This window comes from Clostridium sulfidigenes, from assembly GCF_000732635.1.
In the GTDB taxonomy this organism is placed as follows: domain Bacteria; phylum Bacillota; class Clostridia; order Clostridiales; family Clostridiaceae; genus Clostridium_J; species Clostridium_J sulfidigenes.
Genome location: NZ_JPMD01000038.1, coordinates 12,856 through 37,446, shown reverse-complemented (window position 1 = coordinate 37,446; position 24,591 = coordinate 12,856). Strand labels below are relative to the sequence as shown.

The 24,591-nt window shown below is 30.5% G+C and carries 24 protein-coding genes; 8 read left to right on the top strand and 16 right to left on the bottom strand.

What is annotated here, in order from left to right; genetic code table 11:
• Positions 1-112: 112 nt before the first annotated feature.
• The gene (locus IO99_RS14575) at positions 113-1,414 is read left to right on the top strand and encodes an alpha-L-fucosidase (RefSeq protein WP_035134712.1); all 1,302 of its coding nucleotides are present in this window, start codon (positions 113-115) and stop codon (positions 1,412-1,414) included.
• A gap of 131 nt (positions 1,415-1,545) precedes the next feature.
• Here IO99_RS14575 and IO99_RS14570 read toward each other — a convergent pair whose 3' ends face one another.
• From IO99_RS14570 to IO99_RS14555, 4 genes are all read right to left on the bottom strand, one after another.
• The gene (locus tag IO99_RS14570) at positions 1,546-1,977 is read right to left on the bottom strand and encodes a MarR family winged helix-turn-helix transcriptional regulator (protein WP_035134710.1); all 432 of its coding nucleotides are present in this window, start codon (positions 1,975-1,977) and stop codon (positions 1,546-1,548) included.
• 150 nt (positions 1,978-2,127) lie between these two features.
• Entirely contained in the window at positions 2,128-2,991 is an 864-nt protein-coding gene (locus IO99_RS14565; RefSeq protein ID WP_035134708.1) for an NAD(P)/FAD-dependent oxidoreductase, read from the bottom strand.
• A 57-nt stretch (positions 2,992-3,048) separates the two neighbouring features.
• A complete protein-coding gene (gene trxA / locus IO99_RS14560; RefSeq protein ID WP_035134706.1) occupies positions 3,049-3,360 on the bottom strand; it encodes a thioredoxin in 312 nt (103 codons plus the stop codon).
• A 363-nt stretch (positions 3,361-3,723) separates the two neighbouring features.
• Positions 3,724-4,938, bottom strand: coding sequence for a NupC/NupG family nucleoside CNT transporter (locus tag IO99_RS14555; protein ID WP_035134704.1), 1,215 nt, complete (start codon positions 4,936-4,938; stop codon positions 3,724-3,726).
• A 393-nt stretch (positions 4,939-5,331) separates the two neighbouring features.
• Here IO99_RS14555 and IO99_RS14550 point away from each other — a divergent pair, with 393 nt between their 5' ends.
• The 4 genes from IO99_RS14550 to IO99_RS14535 all read left to right on the top strand — a co-directional run bounded on the left by IO99_RS14550 (position 5,332) and on the right by IO99_RS14535 (position 8,005).
• A complete protein-coding gene (locus tag IO99_RS14550) occupies positions 5,332-5,973 on the top strand; it encodes an undecaprenyl diphosphate synthase family protein (RefSeq protein WP_035134702.1) in 642 nt (213 codons plus the stop codon).
• 325 nt (positions 5,974-6,298) lie between these two features.
• Positions 6,299-6,541, top strand: coding sequence for a hypothetical protein (locus IO99_RS18800; RefSeq protein ID WP_084178198.1), 243 nt, complete (start codon positions 6,299-6,301; stop codon positions 6,539-6,541).
• Positions 6,542-6,776: 235 nt separating this feature from the next.
• Positions 6,777-7,559: a threonine/serine exporter family protein gene (locus IO99_RS14540; protein WP_035134698.1), complete on the top strand. Its 783-nt coding sequence runs from the start codon at positions 6,777-6,779 to the stop codon at positions 7,557-7,559.
• Positions 7,559-8,005, top strand: a complete 447-nt coding sequence (locus tag IO99_RS14535; protein WP_051824166.1) for a threonine/serine exporter family protein — start codon at positions 7,559-7,561, stop codon at positions 8,003-8,005. The genes IO99_RS14540 and IO99_RS14535 overlap by 1 nt, the downstream gene beginning before the upstream one ends.
• 93 nt (positions 8,006-8,098) lie before the next feature.
• Here IO99_RS14535 and IO99_RS14530 read toward each other — a convergent pair whose 3' ends face one another.
• Positions 8,099-9,091: a DUF4003 family protein gene (locus IO99_RS14530; RefSeq protein WP_035134694.1), complete on the bottom strand. Its 993-nt coding sequence runs from the start codon at positions 9,089-9,091 to the stop codon at positions 8,099-8,101.
• A 539-nt stretch (positions 9,092-9,630) separates the two neighbouring features.
• Here IO99_RS14530 and IO99_RS14525 point away from each other — a divergent pair.
• A complete protein-coding gene (locus IO99_RS14525) occupies positions 9,631-10,953 on the top strand; it encodes a sodium-dependent transporter (protein WP_035134692.1) in 1,323 nt (440 codons plus the stop codon).
• A gap of 140 nt (positions 10,954-11,093) precedes the next feature.
• On the opposite strand, the gene IO99_RS14520 is transcribed toward IO99_RS14525, so the two are convergent.
• Positions 11,094-11,906: a DUF2225 domain-containing protein gene (locus IO99_RS14520; protein ID WP_084178197.1), complete on the bottom strand. Its 813-nt coding sequence runs from the start codon at positions 11,904-11,906 to the stop codon at positions 11,094-11,096.
• 299 nt (positions 11,907-12,205) lie between these two features.
• On the opposite strand from IO99_RS14520, the gene IO99_RS14515 reads away from it, so the two are divergent.
• A complete protein-coding gene (locus IO99_RS14515; RefSeq protein WP_035134690.1) occupies positions 12,206-13,486 on the top strand; it encodes a M28 family metallopeptidase in 1,281 nt (426 codons plus the stop codon).
• 152 nt (positions 13,487-13,638) lie between these two features.
• On the opposite strand, the gene IO99_RS14510 is transcribed toward IO99_RS14515, so the two are convergent.
• The 6 genes from IO99_RS14510 to IO99_RS14485 all read right to left on the bottom strand — a co-directional run bounded on the left by IO99_RS14510 (position 13,639) and on the right by IO99_RS14485 (position 19,571).
• Positions 13,639-13,989: a DUF2200 domain-containing protein gene (locus tag IO99_RS14510; protein WP_035134688.1), complete on the bottom strand. Its 351-nt coding sequence runs from the start codon at positions 13,987-13,989 to the stop codon at positions 13,639-13,641.
• A 176-nt stretch (positions 13,990-14,165) separates the two neighbouring features.
• Entirely contained in the window at positions 14,166-14,960 is a 795-nt protein-coding gene (locus IO99_RS14505) for a class I SAM-dependent methyltransferase (protein WP_051824165.1), read from the bottom strand.
• Between the two features lie 353 nt (positions 14,961-15,313).
• Positions 15,314-15,931 carry a hypothetical protein gene (locus IO99_RS14500; RefSeq protein ID WP_035134686.1) on the bottom strand — a complete coding sequence of 206 codons (618 nt, stop codon included), beginning with the start codon at positions 15,929-15,931 and terminating at the stop codon, positions 15,314-15,316.
• Positions 15,932-16,075: 144 nt separating this feature from the next.
• Positions 16,076-17,329: a 2,3-bisphosphoglycerate-independent phosphoglycerate mutase gene (apgM, locus tag IO99_RS14495; protein ID WP_035134684.1), complete on the bottom strand. Its 1,254-nt coding sequence runs from the start codon at positions 17,327-17,329 to the stop codon at positions 16,076-16,078.
• 49 nt (positions 17,330-17,378) lie between these two features.
• A complete protein-coding gene (locus IO99_RS14490; RefSeq protein WP_035134682.1) occupies positions 17,379-18,092 on the bottom strand; it encodes a hypothetical protein in 714 nt (237 codons plus the stop codon).
• Between the two features lie 12 nt (positions 18,093-18,104).
• Entirely contained in the window at positions 18,105-19,571 is a 1,467-nt protein-coding gene (locus tag IO99_RS14485; protein WP_035134680.1) for an SLC13 family permease, read from the bottom strand.
• Positions 19,572-19,885: 314 nt separating this feature from the next.
• Here IO99_RS14485 and IO99_RS14480 point away from each other — a divergent pair, with 314 nt between their 5' ends.
• Positions 19,886-20,788 carry a LysR family transcriptional regulator gene (locus IO99_RS14480; RefSeq protein WP_035134678.1) on the top strand — a complete coding sequence of 301 codons (903 nt, stop codon included), beginning with the start codon at positions 19,886-19,888 and terminating at the stop codon, positions 20,786-20,788.
• Positions 20,789-20,980: 192 nt separating this feature from the next.
• Here IO99_RS14480 and IO99_RS14475 read toward each other — a convergent pair whose 3' ends face one another.
• From IO99_RS14475 to IO99_RS14460, 4 genes are all read right to left on the bottom strand, one after another.
• Positions 20,981-21,598 (bottom strand): cyclase family protein, encoded by a 618-nt coding sequence (locus IO99_RS14475; protein WP_035134676.1) that lies wholly within the window; start codon positions 21,596-21,598, stop codon positions 20,981-20,983.
• A 130-nt stretch (positions 21,599-21,728) separates the two neighbouring features.
• On the bottom strand, positions 21,729-22,232 hold the full coding sequence (locus IO99_RS14470) for a kinase (RefSeq protein ID WP_035134674.1): 504 nt from the start codon (positions 22,230-22,232) through the stop codon (positions 21,729-21,731).
• Positions 22,233-22,425: 193 nt separating this feature from the next.
• Positions 22,426-23,871, bottom strand: a complete 1,446-nt coding sequence (locus IO99_RS14465) for a hypothetical protein (protein ID WP_035134672.1) — start codon at positions 23,869-23,871, stop codon at positions 22,426-22,428.
• A complete protein-coding gene (locus IO99_RS14460) occupies positions 23,864-24,418 on the bottom strand; it encodes an RNA polymerase sigma factor (RefSeq protein WP_051824163.1) in 555 nt (184 codons plus the stop codon). Before IO99_RS14460 ends, IO99_RS14465 begins: the two co-directional genes overlap by 8 nt.
• Positions 24,419-24,591: the final 173 nt, after the last annotated feature.

Below are 24,591 nucleotides of genomic sequence, written 5' to 3'. Positions count from 1 at the left end.
TGTAAGTTTATATATAGTTTTATTCAATGAATTTTCTTAAAAACAAAAGTGAATCTTTTACAAATTTAAAAAATATTAATATATAATTAAAATAGAAAGGATTGGTGAAATCATGATAGATATTGAAAATGAAAGCAAAATTTATCTTCAACGTGAAGAAAGAACTAAATGGTTCCAAGAAGCTAGATTTGGAATGTTTATACACTGGGGATTATATAGTATACCTGCTGCAGGTGAATGGATTATGACTAACCGACAGATGACTGTTGAAGAGTATAAACCATACTTTGCTGAATTTAATCCAACCAAATATAACCCTAGACAATGGGCCAAACTTGCAAAGAAAGCCGGTATGAAATATGCAGTTATGACTGCTAAACATCACGATGGGTTTTGCTTATTTGATAGTGCTTATACTGACTATAAATCTACTAATACAAAAGCTGGAAGAGATTTAATTAAAGAATACATAGATGCTTTCAGAACAGAAGACATTAAAATTGGTCTTTATTACTCACTTCTTGATTGGCATCATGAAGACTATCCAGCCTATGGTGATAGGCACCATCCAATGAGAAATAACACAGCCTTTAAAAATAAAATTCATAACTTCGATAATTATGTTAAGTATTTTCATAATCAAGTTAAGGAATTAGTTACTGGCTACGGTAAAATTGATATAATGTGGTTTGACTTTTCTTATGATAATATGACCGGTGAAAAGTGGAAAGCTACTGAACTAGTAGATATGATAAGGAAATATCAACCTGATATAATTATTGATAACAGATTAGATGATAAAAAAAGTATTAAAAAAGCTAACCTTTCTCCCTATACCGGTGACTTTGACTCACCAGAACAAATTATTCCTCCAAAGGGCGTACTAAATGAAAATAGAAATCCTGTACCTTGGGAAGCTTGTATTACTCTCAATAATAATTGGGGCTATGCTTCTATGGACAAAGATTATAAATCCTCAAAGCAAGTGGTTAGGAGCTTAGTTGAATGTGTTAGCAAAAATGGTAATATGATTTTAAATGTAGGACCTAATGCAAAGGGTGAAATTCCCAAAGAATCCGTAGCTATTCTGGAAGAGGTTGGGGAATGGCTTGATGACAATGGAGATAGCATCTATGGTTGTAAAGGTAGCTACCTACCAAAACCAGAATGGGGAAGATATACCCAAAATGGGAATCTACTTTATGCTCATATTTATGATAGAGGAATCGGTCACACTAATCTGAACAATCTAAGGGGAAAGATTAAAAAAGCTAGATTGCTTAAAGACTGTTCTGAAATTAAAGTAGAGTTTCCATGGATGGCAGAAGAATTTGAAGCTGATGCCTTTATACTCTTACCTGGTGCAATTCTTCCTGATGAAAAAGATACAGTAGTAGAGTTAGAACTACTATAAACTCTATTAAAGTTCAAGCTTAATCCATGAAAAAACCTCTTTAGTTAAAATCTAAAGAGGTTTTTATCCATAATTTTTCCTATAACTAACTTTGTATGAATATTTACTATAGTTATTAAACTTTTGCTGCACTATTCTAAACTTTGTAATAAATTATCTAAATTACGTTTAAGCTCCTTTGCTTCATCATTAGATATATTCAATTTGCAAAATACTTCTCCTGGCACATCTAAAATCTCACTTTTTAGTTTTAAGCCAGCTTCTGTTAACTCTATTATGACTACTCTATCATCATTTACGTCTCTATGTCTTGTAATTAGCCCCATAGATTCTAATTTTTTTAATAATGGAGTTAAAGTACCTGAGTCTAAGTGTAGTCTTTTACCAATGTCCTTAACTGTCATCTTTTCTTCTTCCCATAACACTAACATAGCTAAGTATTGTGTATAAGTAAGATTATGCTTATCAAGAATGGATTTATACAACTTTATTACCTCTCTAGATGCTGCATATAGAGAAAAACATATTTGATTTTCTAGTTTAATACATTCACAATTCTTCATATAAATTCTCCATTTCACAGAATGACTTATTAAAATTAATTCTTAATAAACCATATTGTTTGAGATTATTTTACAATTTTAAAATTTATATGTCAATACAACAAATAATTTGAATAACATTATAAATAATTCATACAAATATCTCTTATTTTACTTTTCCTTTGAATCTACATAGGAAACCGCTGATAATGCAGCCACATTTCCTTCTCCTGCAGACTTTATATATTGATAAGGTCTTCCTACTATATCTCCTGCTGCGAAACAACCTTTTAAGTTCGTTTGCATTAGCCTATCAACCTCTACATGATTGTCTACGATTTTTAATCCCGGAACTAATTGACCTGGTGATATGCTATCTCTTAGTATAAATAAACCATCAGTAGTAATTTCTTTATTCTTTAAAACTAGCTTTTCCACTTTATCTTCACCAATTATTTCTACTGGTGTATCATTTACTACTTCTATAGATGAATGAACATTTACAAACTCTTTATACATAGGAACATAATATACCTTTGATGCTAAAGTAGCAATAAAGTTTGCCTCTTCCTCTTCTTTTTTACTATAGGCTATTATTGTAACTACTTTGTTTCTATAAAGTGGTGCATCACAGGTAGCGCAATATCCAACACCCTTACCTAGAAGTTTTTCTTCACCAGGGAATAGCTTACCATATTGAATTCCTGTAGCTAATATTACTGATGTCGCTTCATAGGTTTTATCATTTACCATTAAAGCAAAGTAATCTCCCATAGCATATATATTATTTATTTTTTCTTCTGTTATTTTTATATCCATAGCTCTTAAGTGATTGATAAAGGCTTGTTGTATCTCTTTACCACTTTTACCATGGAAACCTAAATAATTATTAATTTCATTAGCTTTTACTAATTTATTTGAAAGTTCATCATTACCAAATATGATAAAACTCTTATTTCTTATTTTTGCATTTAAAGCGGCTGATATTCCTGCTGGCCCACTACCAACTATTGCAATATCATATCTTTCACTCATAGCTTTATCCTCCAAATTTACAGATTAAAAATATAGGAGTAACCTCCTATATTTTTATTATATATAAGCTTCTACAATTTCTTTTATTCTCTCTTTTGGTACAAACCCTACTGTAGTATTTACATTTTTTCCATCTTTAAATACTATTATTGTAGGAATGGATGCTACACTATATTGCATTGATATGTCTGGGCATTGATCCACGTCAACTTTTATAAATTTAACCTTGCCTTCCATTTCAGTTGATAATTCTTCAAATATTGGAGCCAACATTTTACAAGGTCCACACCATGTTGCGAAAAAGTCTACTACTACAACACCATCTTTTATTTCATTATTAAATTCAGCTGAATTAACTATCTTTGCCATCTTTTATTCCTCCTAAAATCAATTTACCAAAATATTATTTATCTAAATTAAATTTTGTTCAATTTAATTTGTTAATACTAATTTACATGTTTATATATTAAATGTCAAGTCATTTTAAAAATATTTTTATATAATTACATAATGAAATCTTATGTTTTAAAATTTAATAATAGTAAACCCTCTAATTATATTATTTCATACTTAAATAGGTTTTATTTATTATAATAATATTTTTATTATGAAGTTTTTAACATCTATTTTAATATCTAATAAAAATATATCTCATTTTAAGAAAATATAATTATCTTAAAATGAGATAACAGCATCAACTTTTCTGTGATACTTACAACATGACTAATAATCTTATAATCCTATTAAAAGTCCTGCAATAGTTGCACTTAAAAGGTTTGCTAAAGTGCCTGCAACCACAGTTTTTAATCCTAATTTTGCAACTTCATGCTTTCTCTTTGGTGCCATTCCTCCAATTCCACCGATTAAAATAGCAATGGAAGATATGTTTGCAAAACCACATAGTGAAAAAGTCATTATAGCTGCAGTTTTTTGTGAAAGGTCACCTATTATAGGTCCTAGTTTACTAAAGGCAACAAATTCATTTAAAATTATCTTTTGTCCTAGAAGAGCTCCAGCCGTTAAAGCCTCATTCCAAGGAACTCCTATAATTGCAACCACTGGTGAGAATATGTATCCAAATATCATTTCTAAGCTTAACCCATCTATTCCAATAAGTCCACCAATAAATCCTATTATTCCATTTACTAAAGCTATAAGAGAAATAAATGCAAGTAACATGGCACCTATGTTTATCGCTAAACCTAACCCTTCTGATGCTCCCTTCGCTGCTGCATCTACCACGTTAACTGAATCATCTTTTCCTAATTCAATTTTATCTTCTAAGGCTTTTGCATCACTTTCCGGAAATATCATTTTCGCCATTATCAGTCCTGCTGGAGCAGCCATAAAGCTTGCTGAGATAAGATATTCTAGTGGAATCCCCATAAGTGAATACCCGACTAAAACAGAACCTGAAACTGAAGCTACACCTCCAACCATTACGGTAAATAATTCTGATGTAGACAGTTTATTGATATATGGTTTTATTAAAAGAGGTGACTCTGTTTGCGATAAAAAAATATTTGCAGCTGCTGATAAAGTTTCAAGTTTAGACGTTCCTAAGAGTTTTGCTAAAGCCCCACCTATTATCTTTACAACAAATTGCATTATCCCAAAGTAGTATAATACAGAAACTAAAGATGAAATAAATATAATAACAGTTAATACCTGAAAAGCAAAAACCATTCCTCCATTAGTAGGTATAGCTGCTCCAAACAAAAAATTTATTCCTTCATTTGCATACCCGATAATTGAAGTTGCCATTGTGGCTATCTTCTGTAAGACTTTCTTCCCAACAGTTGACTTTAAAACTATAACTGCAAAACCCAATTGAATTAAAAATCCTATAATAATAGTTCTCCAGTTTATTTTCTTTTTATTATTTGACAGTAAGAATGCTACTATAAAAATAAATATAATACCTATAATGCTATTTAATATGCCCATTGAATCACCTTTATCCTTTGTAATTTTTCTATTATATTGTTATCTTCAATATAATCTACTATTCATTTGTAAAAATATTCAATAATTAACCTCCTATAGAATAAATAAAAAATAGTTCGCATTAGAACACTCCATTTCCTCCGCAAACTATTTTATGTTGAATCATTAAAAATGTCAATTTATCTTATTGGATAATTAATTTACTTAAATTACCTGCTCTTAACATACTCATCTTTAATCACTCAATAATAATTATTCCCTATATATTGTATATTATCATTAACTTCTTACAACCTTCTTACAAAATAGTATTTTTTATCTATGTTTATTTTATATTTTTATGGAAAACATAGTATTATAATTTTAATTTTTACGGAGGTTAATTGAGATCATATGAGAATACCAAATCATATTGGAATAATTCCTGACGGCAACAGACGCTGGGCTTTACTTAATAATCTAACCAAAGATAAAGGATATGAACATGGCATAAATCCTGGTCTTGAAGTATTTAAACTTTGCCAAAAAGAAAATATAAAAGAGTTAACATTCTACGGTTTTACTATAGACAATACCAAACGTCCCTCTGAGCAAAAGCTTGCTTTTATACAAGCTTGCATTGATTCTGTCATGCTTTTAACAAAGGAGGATTGTGAAATCTTGGTTATTGGAAATACTGAATCAAGTGCTTTTCCTAAGGCTTTAATTCCCTTTACAACTAGAAAAAAATTTGGTAATGGTGGTATTAAGGTAAACTTTCTAATCCATTATGGATGGGAGTGGGACTTAAATCTATTAAAAGAATCCAAATCCTCTAATAAACATATTCTACCCTACATACATTCAGAGGATATTTCTAGAATTGATCTAATAATAAGATGGGGAGGTAGAAGAAGACTTAGTGGTTTCTTACCAATTCAGTCTGTTTATTCTGATTTTTACGTAATAGACACCTATTGGCCAGATTTTACTTCTACAGACTTCTACAATGCTTTAGACTGGTACAATGAACAAGATGTTACCCTTGGTGGTTAAAATGAGTTCAATAAAATCATAACTACTGATGGGCGGTATTCATTAAATAAATCAAATAGATGAAAATATAGAAATAACATATTTTCATCTATTTTAATTAAAAAACGCTCTATATATAAAAACTCGCTCTTTAACTTAATCATTTACACATATCAACTTTAATCATCATTACCCTGTAACTTAAATTCAATATCTTCATATCATAATAGTGAGATACATCTTTATAAATCATATATATTTATTTTAGTGTATTTCAAATTCCTTTTATATTACATACTCCCAAAACATAATCTTAGGAGTAAATATAAAAAGTGAGGTAATATATATGAGTAGTCATAGAAGACGTCATTCTAATTGCAAATGTGATTGCTGCTGTTGTTGTAATATACAGCCATGTTGTGACAGATGTCCAACCTCCTGTTGTACAGGATTTACAAACCATAATTGTAGTTCTAATTTTGGTTGTGATTGTGGTAATAACCAATGGTTAATATGGTTGGTATTATTGGGTTGTGGTGGTCTTGGTGGCTTTGGAAGCAACTGCTGTAGACGTGGATTATTCTGGTAGTAACTTAAGGAACTTTCACCCTTGTGGTAATTCATAAATCAATATAAAGAAACACCTGATTAGTTAAAATACTATTCAGGTGTTTTGATTTTTCTCTTTAACATTTTATTTCTGACTAACATCTATTTGTATTTAAAATACATAAATCGAACTTATTAGAATTATCTCATTGTAATAATCTTTATATTCTAATATTATAAATATGGGAATATAAACTAACTTAAAGGAGACATTTATGAAGGAGAATGAAATCACAATTGAAGCGTCCAAAATACTAAGCCTTTCCTTAGATATTGGTGAACATATGCTACGAGTTGGTGGTGAAACTAATCGTGTTGAAGATACAATTATTCGTATTTGTAAGGTTTATGAAATTGACCGTATAGATGTTTTCTCAATAAGATCATTAATTATAGCTACTATAAAAACTAGTGATGAAGAAACTCTAACACAAACACGAAGGATTTACTCCTATGGAACAGACCTTAGTCAACTTGAGAAGCTTAACTCCTTATCTAGATATATATGTCAAACTAAACCTTCTTTCAATGAAATAAAGGAAAAAATACAAGAACTATCAGTAAGTGAACCCAACATTAAGTGGAGTTCCTGCCTAGGATACATACTAGCTTCCAGTGGATTTTCTATCTTTTTTGGTGGTAATCTCATAGATGCTGCTGCAGCTGCAATCATTGGTATCCTTATATTCTTTATTGATACTTTTATCAAAAGAGAAAGCATTAATCAATTAATATATACTTTTGTTTGCTCAATTATTACTGGACTAGCGGCAATTTTATTTACTAAAATAGGAATCGGAGCTAATGTTGATAAAATTATTATAGGAGATATTATGCTTCTTATTCCCGGAATTCCATTAATAAATTCCGTTCGTGATATGCTTTGTGGCGATATTATAGCTGGTCTATTACGATTAACTGAATCCATATTAATTGCCATAGCTATTGCCTGTGGTTTTGCTATTTCATTGATTATATTAGGAGGTATATTGCAATAATGAAGTATTTAATTCAAATCATTACTGCTTACATAGGTAGCCTAGGATTTGCCTTATTATTTAATATAAAAAAGGAAAGAATACTCTATGCATCTATTGGAGGTATTATTACTTGGTGTATCTATTTACTTTCTTTTTATTATTGGAATGATATTTTTATATCTAATATGATAGCTTCCATTCTTGGTACAGCATACTCTGAACTCTTAGCTAGAATTCATAAAGCACCTACAACTGTATTTTTATTACCCTCTATCGTACCTCTTGTACCCGGTGGTAGCTTATACTATTCTATGAGTTATGCTGTAATGGGAAATAAAACAAAATTTGATCTTTACGCTCTTAATACACTTAAAACCTCCTTAGGGATTGCTGTTGGAATCATTGTGGTTTCAGTTGTTGTATATCATTTAACCAATTATAAATGTAAGCGTAGTAAAATATAAATTACATACTAAAAAAATTTTTTAAATAAAAAAGTCTGTTAAAGTTAATTATTTACTTAAACGGACTTTTATGTGTATAGGCTTTTTATATTTCTAGTTTGCTGAACTAGCCGCTGCTGAGGTTGCTGCCATAGTTGCTGCAACGGTTGCCATCTGTTGTGCAATAATAATATTAGTAATATTATTAGATATGGTTCCTTCTAATAGATTATTCTTCATGTCACCAACATATTGAAGTGCTACAAAATTTGCAGAAAACATAGCACGTTGCACTTTACTAATGGAAAATGCTCCAAACCCTTTTTTATCTTTTAAGTATTCTGCACCATTCACTAATTCTTCTGCTATAAGGTTCATATCATTAGAAGTCATGGCAAGAACTCCAAGGGTTGACATTGTTCCGTTATAACGTAATTTATACTTTTTATCCTTTAAGCATTTATATAACTGTAAAACCTTATTACATAATTCATCATCGTCATTATCTGCAAGAAGTAACACAAGTGCCAAGGCCTGCATATCATTTCCTCCACCAAGAGTTGGCCTTAATCTATCTTCTATTGTTACTACACGTCTGATTGCCAATTCCAAATCAATATCTGTCATTGCCACCATTGCAACATAAATATAATCATCTGTACTTGTTAAAAATGGATGTATTTTACGTAATCTATCATAAAACTCCTTCATACGATTAATAATTCTATTGTATTCAGATTCAGTTTTTATTTTAGCAACCTGCATTGCCGCAATGGTAAGATACTCGGACCCCCGAAAATTCTGTTGTTTCATTTTATTATATAACATTTGAGTTTTCGTAAATAAGCTCTCTGGATTTTCATCTAAAGATAGCATTGTTGCTATTATTGGGAGAGTAGTCCCTTTAAAGCTAGAAAATATTCCTGTATTCTTCTTAATGTATTCTCTCATTTCTTTTATACGATTTGCATCTAATATACGTTCCTCATTAGTATATAGCATTGAGCATAACATATGTGACAGTTTATAATCCCATTTCAGTACTTTACCTAATTGCATTGTATAATCTGCAAATATATCTAATCTGTTTTCAATTCTAGTATTCATTATTTTAATCTTCTCCTTTAATTTCTCATATTGACTATAATCCTGCTTCCCACTCTATAATAAAATTGTTATAACATTTTTGTAAATAATTACTATATTTCCATATAATTTATTATATCATTTTTAACTCTACTCTTCTATATTTTATTCATAGGTATAACTATAGTAATATATATTCTGTATCTATCTATTGACTTCTATATTTTTCAATGATATGATACATAACATAAAATATCGTATTAGGAGATAAGATTATGAATTTAAAAACGAACCTATCAATTTCAAAATTAAATAATAACTTTTTCTTTAGCTTTTTTAGATAGGTTTGTGTCTATATATCAATTATCATAGATACAAACCACACCAATGGAGTGTTTTGTATCTATGATAGCTAAAGAGTTTATGTTGCAATAAATTTAGCCTCATAGATAAACTATGAGGCCTTTTTATATCCTAGGTTAAGGGTCTCATAGTGTAATCTATGAGGCTTTTTTATTATTATAAATATTTTATATCATATTTCTAGGAGGTAATTAAAATTGCAAAATACTAAAAAAAGAGAAAAATTCTCTAGTAACTTTGGTTTCATTCTTTCATGTGTTGGTGCTGCCGTTGGGTTAGGAAACATATGGATGTTCCCTTATAGATTAGGTGAGAATGGTGGTGCTGCATTCCTAATCCCATATTTTATTTTCGTAGTACTACTAGGAACAGTTGGGTTAATTGCTGAGTTTTCCTTTGGTAGGCAGTTTAGAACAGGGTCAATGGGTGCTCTTCAAAAGATATTCAAAGAAAGAAATATTAAACATGGCTCTATTATATCTATAATTCCAACCTTAGGACTAACTGGTATATTTATGTTCTATACAGTTGTTATTGGTTGGGTATTAAAATACTTTTTCATAAGTTTAACTGGTGAGATATTAACTATAAATATAGAGTCTTACTTCACTACTTTTATAAATAGTAATATTACAGTATTTTGGCATGGTTTAGCTGTTCTTATAACTTTAGTAATAGTTAGTTTTGGAATTTCTAAGGGTATAGAAAAAATAAATAAAATCATTATACCTTTGTTATTTATTATATTTATACTTCTAATTGCCAAATCATTAAGCCTACCCAATTCGATAGAGGGTGTGAAGTATCTCCTTACTCCTGATTGGTCCTACCTTTTAAATCCAAGTACTTGGGTTATGGCTCTAGGACAAGCCTTTTTCACTGTATCCTTAACAGGATGTTGTATGGTTATGTGTGGTAGCTATACAGACGAAAATTTTGATATACCTAATTGTGCTATATCTACAGCATTGTTTGATACTCTTGCAGCTATACTTGCTGCCTTTGTAATAATGCCTGCAGTATTTGCTTTAGATCTAAACCCTACCTCTGGACCTGCTTTACTATTTGTAACTGTACCAAGTATATTCAAGACTATGAAATTAGGACAAGTACTAAGTTCTTTATTTTTCTTAAGTATTATTTTTGCTTCTATTTCATCTTCCATAGCTATGTTAGAGGGACCTGTAGAAGCAATTATGAATTTAACTAAGTGGAGTAGAAAGAAAACCACTTATATTACAGCTATATCGGCTTTTATACTAGCTATACCATTAAGTTTAAGTAGTTCTTTATTTAACAACTTCACAAACTTTATTACCATAGTTCTATCTCCATTGGGGGCATTAATTACTGCTGTTATATTCTTCTACATACTTGATAGAGATGAGACTCTAGCTCAGTTAAATTTAGGTTCAAAATGTAAAATTGGTATATGGTTTATGAATTTTGGAAAATATGTTTTTGTGCCAACAACTATTATTGTAATAATTTTAGGATTAATATACGGTGGTATTGGTTAATATATAATATAATAAAGCCTATAGTTTTCTTTAATAAAATAAACTATAGGCTTTATTATAATCTTAGCTAAAATTTATATACTTAATAGTAGATGACCACAAGTCTTTTAAATACCTCATTAATATACAATCATATATCTCTATTCACAAGTAGCTTCATTTGCTTTTATCTCTAAATCTTTTGCTAAATCTCTCATGTCTCTAGCTTTATCTTTTATTTTTTGATCCGTCTTGCTTACGATTACTCTTCCTAACCATAGTTTAGCATTTGTATAATCCCCTATTCTTCTATATAACTCACCTATAATATATTGTAAAGAATAAATATTTAATCCGTATATTGGAGTTCGTTCATTTTCATAAGCAATAACAAATCCTTGAAGTGCTCTTTCTAAAAATGCCTTCTCATCTTCTTTATTTTCTAGAAGTCTATACATCCATGCAATTTTCAAGCAAAGCATTGCCTTTGTACTATCTTTAAATTCTCCTAGCACTGCATTTAGTAATGCAAGTTTATAACGTTCAATTGCGATTTCTTCATTATAAACTTGAGGATATTCTTTACCTTGCCATTGATTGCCTATCTTTACAAGTATAACTTCACGTTTATAGGATTGTATTTTCTGAAAATCACTTTTTAATGCTGCATATCCACATGTTGGACATACCAATACTTCATAAAAGTATGGATTTACCCCCTCATATCTTATAAAAGCATCTGTATCTTTTGATTTTACTTTAGGAACATACGCTTTTACAACTCTACATGTAAAAGCTTTTAAACAAACTGGACAAGTAACCTTCTTATCATAAAGTAATGTATTAATATCAATTTTTGTTGATTTTTTATCCTTTGTTTCTTCATCGTATTTATCTTCTTTTTTTGTATATAACTCTATATCGTCTTCATAATTAAGTCCTAAGCCTTTTAACGAAGAAAAAATTTTAATCATACTAAGTTGCCCCCTACTTTAGTAATGTTCTTCATTTATCATACGCTATAGCATTCTATACTAACAAGTGTATTTAAATATATGTAATTCTACTAACATAACCTCATATTATATCAAACTTATATAAGAAAATAAAGGTTTATTTCAATTTATCATGGATTTAGCAGGTGTTTCTAATCACATTAGGTTCAATAGGTTAGGCTTTCCCCTCTTCAACTATATATCTGCATTTATATTTTCAATTTTCATACAACTCTAGTATAATATATTTAGATGGACAAATAATGGGGGGAAATATAATGAAGATCAATGCTGAAAGAGAATTTGAACTACTAAAAAAAATCGGTTTTGTAAGAACCAGTGGCTCAGAGGAAGAATTAAAAGCTGCTAACATTTTATTAGAGGAAATATCCTCAATTGGCTGTGAAGGACACTTAGAGTCTTTCAAAGCTCCTAGCTCTGTAATTAAAAAAGCTACACTAAAGGTTGTAGAGCCCTTTGAAAAAGAATATGAGATTGCACCATATAACTGCTCAATCGGTACATCTGAGGGTGGAATAACTGCAGATTTTGTATACATTGAAGACGGCTTGGATGTAAATTTAGTTGATCTTAAAGGAAAGTTTGTACTAATAAATACTCGTCCAAATTCTAAACTTTATAAGAAACTTATGGATGCTGGTATTGCTGGATATATAACTATGTCTGGTACTGCCATGGATGAAGAAGATAAAACTGATATTTCTATAGCTAGAATCCGTGAAAAGAATACACAGCATGGAAGAATACCTACAATTAACATGCGTATGAAAGACTGCTTCCATATGATTAAGAACAAAGCTTCTAAAATCCATGTAGAGCTAATCATGGAAGATGTAGAGCTAACTTCTCAAAATGTGGTGGTAACTTTAGAAGGTACTAAATACCCTGAGGAGATAATCTCCTTCGGTGCTCATTATGACAGTGTTCCTTACAGTACTGGAGTATATGACAACGGAGCTGGTTCAGTTATTATAATGGAACTTCTAAGACACTTTAAAGAAAATCCACCAATGAGAACTGTAAAATTTATGTGGTATGGCTCTGAAGAAGTTGGACTTCTTGGAAGTAAAGCTTACTTAAAAGACCATGAGGAAGAGCTTAAGAAACACCTTCTAATGATTAACGTAGACGTGGCTGGCTCTATTCTTGGAAAAGAAATGGCTCTAGTTACTGCAGAGCAAAGTTTAGTTGATTATATTGATCAAATGGCTAAGATTAAAGGTTTCCCACTTAAAGTGGAACAAGACATATACTCAAGTGATTCTACAGCCTTTGCTGATGAGGGAATCCCATCTCTTACCTTCTGTCGTTTTGCACCACAGGGTGGAGCTTTCATCCACACAAGAAACGATGTTATGGAATATTTAAGTGCTGAAGCCTTAGAATTGACTACTATTATAACTAAAGAATTCAGTGAATCAGTTATAAATTCAGTAGCCTTCCCAATAGAGAAAAAGGTTCCAGATAACATGAAAAAGAAATTAGATGAATATTTTGATAAAGACCCTAAAAAAGAAGAAACATCTGAAAAGAAATAATAGGGTAAAAGGCTTACATCACTGTATGTGAGCCTTTATATTTATATATTTATGTTACTTGTGGTATTCTTCCCCCCACGTAAATAATGATGCAATCTCATCCATCACATTCTACAAAATATCATTAGTATTTTTTGTTTTCACTTTAATCATTATTTTCTCAAAATCTTATCCATGGATTTTCCTTTTGCTAACTCATCGATGAGCTTATCCAAATAGCGAATTTCCTTCATAATTGGTTCTTCGATATTTTCCACTCGTACACCACAAACCACACCTTTAATTAAAACCCTTGCTGGGTTCAGCTTAGGGGATTCCATAAAGAAGGTCTCATAGGCTATCTGTTTTTCCAATTGAGCTTCTAACTCTTCCTGGCCATATCCTGTGAGCCAACGGATGATTTCATCCACTTCTGCTTTAGTACGACCCTTTTTCTCCGCCTTTGTAACCAAAAGAGGATAGATTTTTGCTACGCTCATTGTATAGATATTATGTTTACTCATAACACATTCTCCCTTATATAATTTTTTATATTATATCACAAAAAACTCCAACCTATTAAAAGATTGGAGTTACATTTTTACATCATTTATTACTAGACTTTCGTAAATTTAGCATTTATTTATGGTACAATTTATCCTATGACACCCAAGTTCAAAATCTATAACTGCATCTTATTCTAATAATTAAATCTAAAATTTCCTGTCTCATTAGATGTTGATAACTTCTTAGCAACAATAAGAAATCTATGCTCTGTTCCTTCTATATATCCAATTTCATTGAGTTCTCTCTCTATTTTACATAAGTTTTCAAAACAAGTATCAACGGAAAAACTAGGAAACTCCCATTCTATTATCCTTGCAAAGTATACCAAAGCTCCTGTATCATAAAAACGTATAGGAGTAAAAGCTTCTTCTGACTTAAGAATTTCAAATCCGTTATTTTCAAAACCCTCAATGTTATGTTTTAAGTCATGAGTAGTATACAACGACTCAAAATTATCTATTATCTTTTCAGATAAATCTACATCATTTTTTCCACCTACTTGTTGAGTAATAAAATACCCTCCAGCCTTTAATATTCGATTAATCTCACCAATATCATAGGATTCATGTCTATTAATTATTATATCGAAAGAATCATCTTCAAAGGGCAATCTTGAATCATCAAAAACCTGCTTAACCGTTATCCCAACAGGTTCTAATCTTTCTTTACAAATTACAACATTAGGTTCATATGACTCTGTTACAGCTGTATTACAAAACGGATGGTCCAAAGTAAGTAGAAATTCTCCTCCTCCTGTTCCCATATCTAAAAGCTTATATTCTGCTTTTAAATAAGACAATAAGATTTTTTCATAATCCCATGGTATATTTTCTCCATCCCATCTACCATCAAGATACGAGAAATCCCATCCCTGAAAACCTTTCTTTTCCTCATTTTTTAAATAATTTTTAAACGCTTCTCTATTCATTTAACTACTCCTTTTCATAATATACTAAATATGATAATTTAATTTGAAAAGTAATGCAGTTAACTGATAACAAATATCTTATTATCTCAGTACAATCTGCTATCAGATTATATTAACTGCACTGAGTAATTACCTAGTTTGTTTCTCATAATGAGTTTCACCTCTTCTAAATACTATAAATAATTTGAAGTTACAATTTTCTGTAATTCAAGTTATATATAAATTTTATCATGTAAATTGTGTTAATACAAACAATTTATAACATAATATTGTATAGAATTATAACATCTATTTTGTATTAATTAGTTGCTCTATTTTCAACTACTATACAATGCATTAAAGCTTTCAATCTTTTATTCCCTCTCACTAAAAAAATCATCACAAAACTTATCCCACTTTACCTTATATTCTTCATGAGATATTAAATTAAGGTCATATGGCGAATATATTTTTCTTTTCCTTGCTTCTTCTACAAAGCCCTCTAGGTAATCACCTGATTCTGTTAAATAGCCTTTTACCTTAGAATATCCCTTACTTACTGCATAATAAAGTCTAGTATGTCCATCTAAAGATACAAAAGAATCATTGATTCTTGTTAGAGGAATGATAATATCTTCTTCACTTTTTATGAAAGACTCTATGGCTTTAACTTTGTCTATATCAACGAAAAACTGTGAAGGCTGAATATCCTTAATAGTTATGTGAAATATATTATTGGGTGTAAAAGTTTTTATTAATTCCATATTTTCCTCATAGAAATTAATAATGTGTTCAGAATAAAATCTAAATTCATCTATCAATTGAAATATATCAACTTCCTTATCAAATAATACAATAGCAGAATCTTTATTTATTATTTTAAAACTACATTTATACTTTTCATCAACAATAAAGGCACCATGTTGATTTAAAATAGTTTTATCAAACCTATCATCCTCATAGCTATTAATTCTTTGTATTTTATGATTCATTTTCTCACTTCCTATCTACTGTTATATCTACATTTTACACAAAAATTATATATTTCCAAAGCAATATAGGATAAAACTTATTTTAGGGTTATACAAACAAAATAAATGACCCCCTGACTTATCAGAGGGTCATTATATACTGGCTTATGAACCTACTTTATCAGTAAAACCTAATAAATCCATTTGCATCATAAAAATATCGTTTGCAGTAAGATTATTTAGGCTCCCTGACATAAACTGAGATTCTCCAGCAGAATTAATACTATCTTTACGAACATCTCCACCAGCGATAATTGTTGGTACTCCATCACCAGTGTGATCTCTTGCCTCACAAGGTGTACTGTGGTCAGCTGTAACTGTTATATAACATTTATTTAAGTCGATTTCCTGCAGAATCATTCCAATGGCGTTATCTACTTTTTCAATCATATCTCTTTTTTCAATGGGAAGATTATCATGCCCTGCCAAATCTGTTGCTTTAACATGCATCACAACCCAGTCATATTTCTTTTCCTTGAGAAGGTTAATGCTTAAATCAACCTTACCTTTTAGATTAGTATCAAAACTTCCAGTGAAACTGTCATCGCAAAAGTAATCCATTCCTACAAGTTCTGCTATCCCCCCAACAGTTATATCCCCGGCTACACAAGCAGCTTTGATATTATAGAGTTCCTTAATAGATGGTATGTCTCTTTCTTGCCCTGCACCTCTAGCTATTACAACATTAGCTACATTTAGACCTTCTGCTTCACGCTGTTTATTTATAGGATGCTCCTTTAAAATCTCATAAGCTCGATTTGTAAATTCCCATAAATTTTTTGCTGTTTTTTCTGCACTACTTGTACCATCTAATGGACTTGGAATAATAAGTTTAGCACCTTCTTCTGCAGTTCCTGGGTCAGTGCAAGATATTTTATCACTTAAACCCTTTCCTCTTAAAACAATTGCTAATCTATGCTCCGTTAGTTCCTTAACAAATACTTGTGTACCATCAGATAGTTCTAAACCATTAATTGCAGTTGCTAGTTCTTTTGTTCCTTTACGAATTCTACCAGCACGTCTATCGATAACAGTATAATCATCCTCAATAGTTCCAAAATTACCTCTGAAAGCAACATCTCCTGGCATCAATTTCATTCCAGCACTATAGGCTTCAAGTGGTCCCCTTCCAGAGTAAACCTTATTACTGTCATACCCAAATATATGGAGATGTCCAACATCAGTACCTACTCTTATGCCTGGAGCTATTGGATAAACATTTCCACACATGCCCTGTGAAGCAATATAATCTAAATTGGGCGTTTTTGCGCTCTCAAGTGGAGTCATCCCATTTAATTCTGGGTTTACACGATCTCCTAAGCCATCTAATATGATAAGTAACCCTTGTTTTTTTCTCATAATCTACACCGTCCTGATATTTAAATTTTAATTTCTATCACTTTTCTTTTTAAGCCTTCTTAAGCAAATGCTTATTCTTTATCATAAATAACACGGATAATATAACAGCTAGTACCCATACCTGTATAACATATGTTTTATTAGGCTTCATAATATTGATAGCTAGTTCAGTCTCTTGTCCTGCATCAATATCCTTAAAGTCGAACCCACCAAATACATATCCATCTTTTTCAATTATATTAAAAGCTTCTTCAGGATCATACTCTACAATATTTAGAAGTTCCTTTCCCTTTGGAACAGCTATCTCAGCAGAGTAAGATTCAATATTATTAGGAGAAGTATTTACTACTTTATGCTCTATTACTAACACCCCACCTGGAAAAGTATCTCCTAATTTAGCCTCTTCTCCTTCGTATACCCCTTCTTTATTCATAGTCACTTCAAAAGTAACTTCAGACTTCTTTTCATTAAATACTATTAAATTATATTCTTGATCACCATTTTCTACCTTCTGTGGTGTCTCTACAATACTACCTTTTGTAGCTTCTACTTTTAATATTTCACTTTCATCATATAATGAAAATGCAACTTCGCCCTTGTCATTGGTTACAGCAGTTATTTTTTGTAGTATTACTGCATTTTTTCCATCAGGTATAAGTGTGTCTTCTACCTTTTCTAATTTTCCTAAATCCATTGCATAAACTCTAGTAGAAAACAAGCAAACAAAAGCAACAATTAATAATAAAAATCTCTTTTTTTTCATACCATACCCCTCCTATGCAATTCCTATAATTTTAAACCATGTCACTGAAGCTATAACCAATATTGCCCATTTAGCTAATAATACCAAAATCCCGTAAAGCATTTGTTCAAGTACTGTAAAATATCCTGTACCATAATAAATCAAATTAACCTTACTATGAGGTGGCAACGTAATAGTATCCGCTATACAAAATGCTGCAGGTAATGCTAAAGCAACTGGATTATAGCCTGTAGCATTTGCAATACCAATTATAGTAGGAATAAGTATAATCGTTCTCACAGTCTTCGAAGTAAAGAGAATATGACTAAAACTTGCTATAAACATTATTACCGCAAATAATACAACAAAGCTCATATTTTCTATACCTATTTTATTGAAAACAATATCTAGTCCCCAAGATGCAAGCCCTGTTTCATCAAGAGCTACACCACCAGCGTAAGCACCACAAGCGAATATCAGTAGATTCCATGATATTTTTGCTTCTTTCCACTTTAGAATTCCTACATATGGCAAAAAGAAAAGTGCTGATGATAGTAAGGCAACCATTACAAGACTTAACTGAAATCCAAAAAGTTTAAGCTGTAAACTGTCCATTGCCCAAAGAACTAGAGTCACTGTAAATATTAAAAGTGCCTTCTTCTCATTAATAGTCATCTTTCCAAGCTTTTTATACTCATCCTTAATCTTACCAAGGTCAAGAGTTTTTGAATCTGACTTAGGTAATTTAAATAATAGCTTACCTATAAAAAACATTGAAACTAGAGTTAAAATTGTTATCGGCGCAGATGCCAAAAACCATTCCATCCAAGAAACCTCATGACCTGTAAGGTCCTTTATAAAGCTTATTGCAAGAATCTGTGATGATGTTGCAGTAACAATTGCTGCAGTAGATAAGTTATTAGCCTGTATACCATGTAATGCAAGTAACTTTCCAAAGTTATTCTTTGGATCATTAATGTTGACTTCAAATGCTTCTACCACTAGAAGTACTATTGGAAACATCATAGCTGCTCTTGCTGTAGTTGATGGTACAACAAATGCTATTAAGAAGTTAATTATGATAAGAAGTATTAGTATACTATTAACACTCTTTCCAAACTTAGATATTAAATAAAGTGCCATTCTCTTAGCTAGCCCACTTTTTTCCATACCAGAAGCTATGATAAATGCTGCAAAGGTAAGCCAAATTACCTCATAGCCCAACACTCCCATTGCCTGTTTCTCAGTCCAAGCTCCTGTTAGTGGTAAAGCAACTATTACTAATAAGGATACTGCATAGTTAGGTATACTTTCAGTAACCCATAGTGTAAGAGCTGTAACGAAAACTCCCAATGCCATCTTTCCTGCATAAGATAATCCTTCTGGAGTTGGCATAGTATAAATTATTGCGAAAATCAATAATGCCAGTGGTAAGCCAAAAAACTGCATTTTTAGCTCAAAAGGACTTTTTACCTTTTTAACCTTAACCGTTGATTCCATAACTTTAATCTCCCCTTTATTAAAATATAAAAATTCATCAAAAGTTAACCATTTGATATTTAAATAATACTGAAAAAGCTATAAGTTATCCAATTACATTTAATTATGGTAATGATAAATAAAATTTATATTCATGAAAAACTTGATAATTATAAATAATATTTATACATAAGTTTTAAAAAATGTTGTAATATTATTTATTTATACACTTTAGAGCCAAAATAGTTTATACTATAATAAATAATATTTATGTGTAAATGTATTAATATTATTAACTCACACATATTTATACTCTAATGAGGAGGTTATAAAAAATGGATTTAGAAATCCTTGAAACCTTTTTACTTTTATCAAAGAATAACAATTTTACCAAAACAGCAGAAGAAATGTTTTGTACACAAGCTGCAGTTTCAATGAGGATTCAACGCTTAGAAACCTACCTTGACTGTCGTTTATTTAGCCGTAAATCAAAAAAAGCTGAATTAACTAAAGCAGGTCTCCTTTTTTTACCTTATGCCCAGCAGATATCCAATACTTTTGTAAATGCAAAAGAACATTTGCTACAATCAAAATTAATGGAGCAGTCTGAGATATTCATTACATCGTCTAACACACCTGGAACATACATATTACCTAATATAATGTTCTTATTTAGACAGAAATATCCTTATATTACTGTGGTTAATAATGTACAATATACTAAAAATGTAGTTAGCAGTGTTCTAAATAAAAGCTATTCTGTCGGGATAATTTCACAACCATACTTTTCTGACACTGAACACATATTGTGCGAACCTATATTAGAAGACCCCCTTGTCATAGTTGTAAATAACGAACATCCATGGGCCACTAAAAAAAGAATTTTTTTAAGTGAAATAAAAAATGAAATTTTTTTAATATCAAATCCAAATACTTCATTAGTGTCTTACTTAGAGAAAGTAGGTAACTTTAAGTTTGTTCCAAGTAACTTATACGTAGTCGGTAGTATCGAAGCAATAAAGCAAAGTATATATGATAATTTAGGAATATCAGTAGTATCGGAAAGTGCTGTGAAGCAAGAACTTAAACTAGGACTTTTGAGCAAAGTTGAAATAGTTGATGAAATTAAGCTTCTGCGTCATGTTTACTGTATAAGACGTAAAGATGAAAAACTTCCATTTTCTACGGAACTATTCTTAAAATTTGCAAAAGAATTTATAACTTCGAAAGGTAAATAGATTAAAATAATAGATCAACCATTAATTGGTAGTAGATAGAGTGTTTCAATATAATCCTCAATTTCTAGATTAGACCATTATTTTAACCCATTGAAAAAGCGAGCTCTAAAGAACTCGCTTTTGTTTGATTTACTTATAATACAATGTTTTAGTGCTATTTCAAGTCTACTTCATAATAAGCCATTCTTAAATTTAAATCCTAGCCACAACTCTCACGGGGGATGCTTCCGCTTTTATTTTAAGAGGCAATGCAATAATCTCAAATTCATCTACATTCAATAAACTTCCGAGATTTTTCATATTTTCAATAATAAGAATATCTTTTTCTAGTAGCATTTTATGAACTTGAAAAGGGTATTTATCTGGAGATGGCAAGTCCATGCCAATCATCTTAATATTTCTATCTATAAAAAATTCAGCTAACTCTTTTTCCACTATGGGGTGGTTAGTAAAGTAATCATCGCATCCAAATTGGTTTTCAAAGCCGGTATATAGAATCACTATGCTATCCTTTTCTACAATATCTAAATACATCTTTTTCATTTTAATAACATCTTGGTTTCTAACATCAAGTAAACATCCTTTTCCAATAAACTTATCTGCTGGATAATTATCTATTAAAACATTACTATCTAACATGTGGCTTACAACATCAATATGAGTTCCAACATGCATACCAGTTTCTAGTTTCGTGTCATTGTATTTGTCTTTAACCAAAAATCTATTTTGATATAACTTTAGTTCTTCATCGTAAGGATGAGTACTTAGTCCATTTTCTATGGTATAACTTAAATCAATATATTTAGCCATCTATCTATTCCTCTTTAAAATTGCTAATATAGAATCTACAAACAAATCTCTAATCTCTTCAACCCCTCTTTGTGTAGCATCAATAAGGTAGTCTTTCCAACGCCCGGTGCGGAGTTTAAAATTATAGCCTTCACTTTACAACATCCTGATAAATAATATTCACTATTTCAGTTAAGCTTAATTCTTTATGTATACATACCTCTGGAATCATACCTATTAAATCTTTTTCATTCCACCATTTTCTCATTTCTTTTTCCCCAAATTCATGTGCATTAGGTTTTTGTTTATGACGATTTAAAGTTTCTTCAAAAGGTATATTAAAGTAATATGCAAAAATTTGATTACCAAACTCATTATGTAAATTTTCAAATAGTTTTCTATACCACCTTGAATTTAAAATACCTTCTAAAATTACAATATTGCAATGCTTTTTCCCATATAGTACAAGTTCATTTAATAATTTAATTGCTTCTGTGTCAGGGCCATCTTTCACAAACAACATTTCTCTTCTAACAACATCCTGTGATATTAACATGGTACCATGCCCAAATTTCTTTTGTAATGCCTTTGCTGTTGTAGTTTTACCACTTCCTGAATTGCCTCTTAGTATTATTAACTTAACCTCTTTATCCATCTATTACATGCCCTTTCAAATTGATTAAACTAACATTTTATACTATATATTAAAAATACAGATTGTATAAACATTATTTACTATTAATTATACCATTTTATTGAAAATTGTATATTAAAATAATTTTTCATACTACTTATGATAAGGACTATCTCAAAGTTTTTTAAGATAGCCCTCATAGATTTTAATTTAATTACTTTAGCTTAACATAATTTCCAAGAGGAGTACCAACAGGCATGTGAATGTAAGCATCATCAATATGATCAGCGTCTACTACATAAATAAAATGTGCTTCTTTAGTTTCATGTGGTTCAAAATCACACAGCATAAATTCCATCCCTTCATAAAAAGATATATACTCTGCATAATTTTTAAAGCCTAATTTATCAAGCTCTGTTTGATCAATTTCTGATTCTTTAGTTTCTTCATTCTTAAATTTATCAAAATATATTGGTTCTCTAACTGCTGCAAGATCACTAATAAAATCACTATTATTAGTAAAAGCTTCAAGGGTGCCATTTGCTGCTTTAGTCCTAAGCTCAACTTTTGGATCAATAATTTCGTTTATTAACTTTGTATCAGAATGATTTGTCATGATTACAGTTACGTAAGCAAACTTTAATTTTGCTGTTTCAGTAACATTTTTCATTTCATTGCTTTCCCATTTAACAGAAACTCTTTCATAATCCTTTAATGTTCCGTCTTCATTTATCATTTTAGAATACTCATCATAGTTATAGAACTTACTTTTATCTAATGTAGGTAATTTATCCATAAATTTAGCGTCTTTTACAATATAACTTAGCTCACCATTAGCAGACTTTTTACCAGTTATTTCTTGTCCCATAGCACATATTCCATCAGCAGGAATTGGTAGGTCAGTAGTGTCTCCTGTTATATCAATGGTTTCACCAGTAACTGGATTATATTGAACCATGAATTTTCCTGGAATTACTTCATATTTAATGTTTTCTGCTACCTTTTTAAGTTCTTCTAAAGAAATACCATTAAGTCCGCCAACTCTAATAATTTGCCCATCTTCTTCATAACATAAATCAATAGTACTGTCTCCATCTTCGTATGTTGTAATCAGTGCTTTTACACCACCAATAGTGGTTTTTTCTATACTTTTATATTTTGGTGGTTGATAAACATAATCGGATTGATATATTAATATCTCGCCACCTCCTGCAGAAGCGTCACCATTAAGGAAATACTTCGAATTGTCTCCTACATATTGTTCATATCCATCTGGAAGATAGCCTGGAGTTATATTTATTAGTGGTATTCCTTTGATAGGAACTTCTGATTGTGCCTCAACAGTAGTAATTCCTGTTTCTTCGTTCCTACTTGTAGTAAATATAATTCCTTTGTTTATTCCATAGGCTGTTACAGATAATGCTAAAGTTGCTGTAATGGCTGCAATAAGTACTATAGTCTTTTTCTTTGTCATTCCTTTCCTTTTTCTATTTGATATAGGAATAGGCTCTATATTTTTTACCTTTTTAATCATTTTCATCTTCTCACCTTCATACTTTTTTGAGAACCCATGTGGTTCTGTAAATTTATCCAATTCTTCCATAGCATCTTCTTCACCTATTAGATACGCCATTCTATCAATATCAATTTTATTATCCATACAATTCATCTCCTATCATTTCTTTTTCCATCAGTTCTTTTAGCAACTTTCTTCCACGTTCATATCTTTTAGCTGCTGCCTTTTCACTGATATTTAACAATAGTGATATCTCCTTATAACTAAGTTCGTAATAACACCGATACCTAATTATCTCACGGTATTTTGATGGCAAACTAGAAAGTAAATGTACGACGATTTGTCTATCTTCTACAGTTTTTACATAAGCAATTTCTTTTTGATTTTCACTTATCATTGGTTCGTCTAACCCTTTAGTAAATAGTTCAGATTCTTTACTATTCCTACGATATATATCAATTGCAATATTTTTTATTGTGTATGTTATTAATCGTTTAGTCTGTACACTTACTACACTATTAATATCTCCTAGATATGGAATTAACTTTATAAATGCGTCTTGAACTGCATCCTCAGCTTGACCCACGTTATTTAAAATTGAATATGCTATGCCATACATTTTATGTTCGTAAGCATCATAAAGCTGTTCTAACATGTTATTTTGAAAAATTTCATCTGACGAAGCTTTCACTTAATCACTCCTTATCCTTTAAGAGTACTCTCAACTAATATAACGAATGAAACTTAAATTTGCGACATTTTTATATTAAAAGTTTTTTTCTGATTTACTATAATTATTATATAACCGTTTATTACATTTCTCATTTTATATTACTTATGATAAAGCATTTAGTCATAAAAATA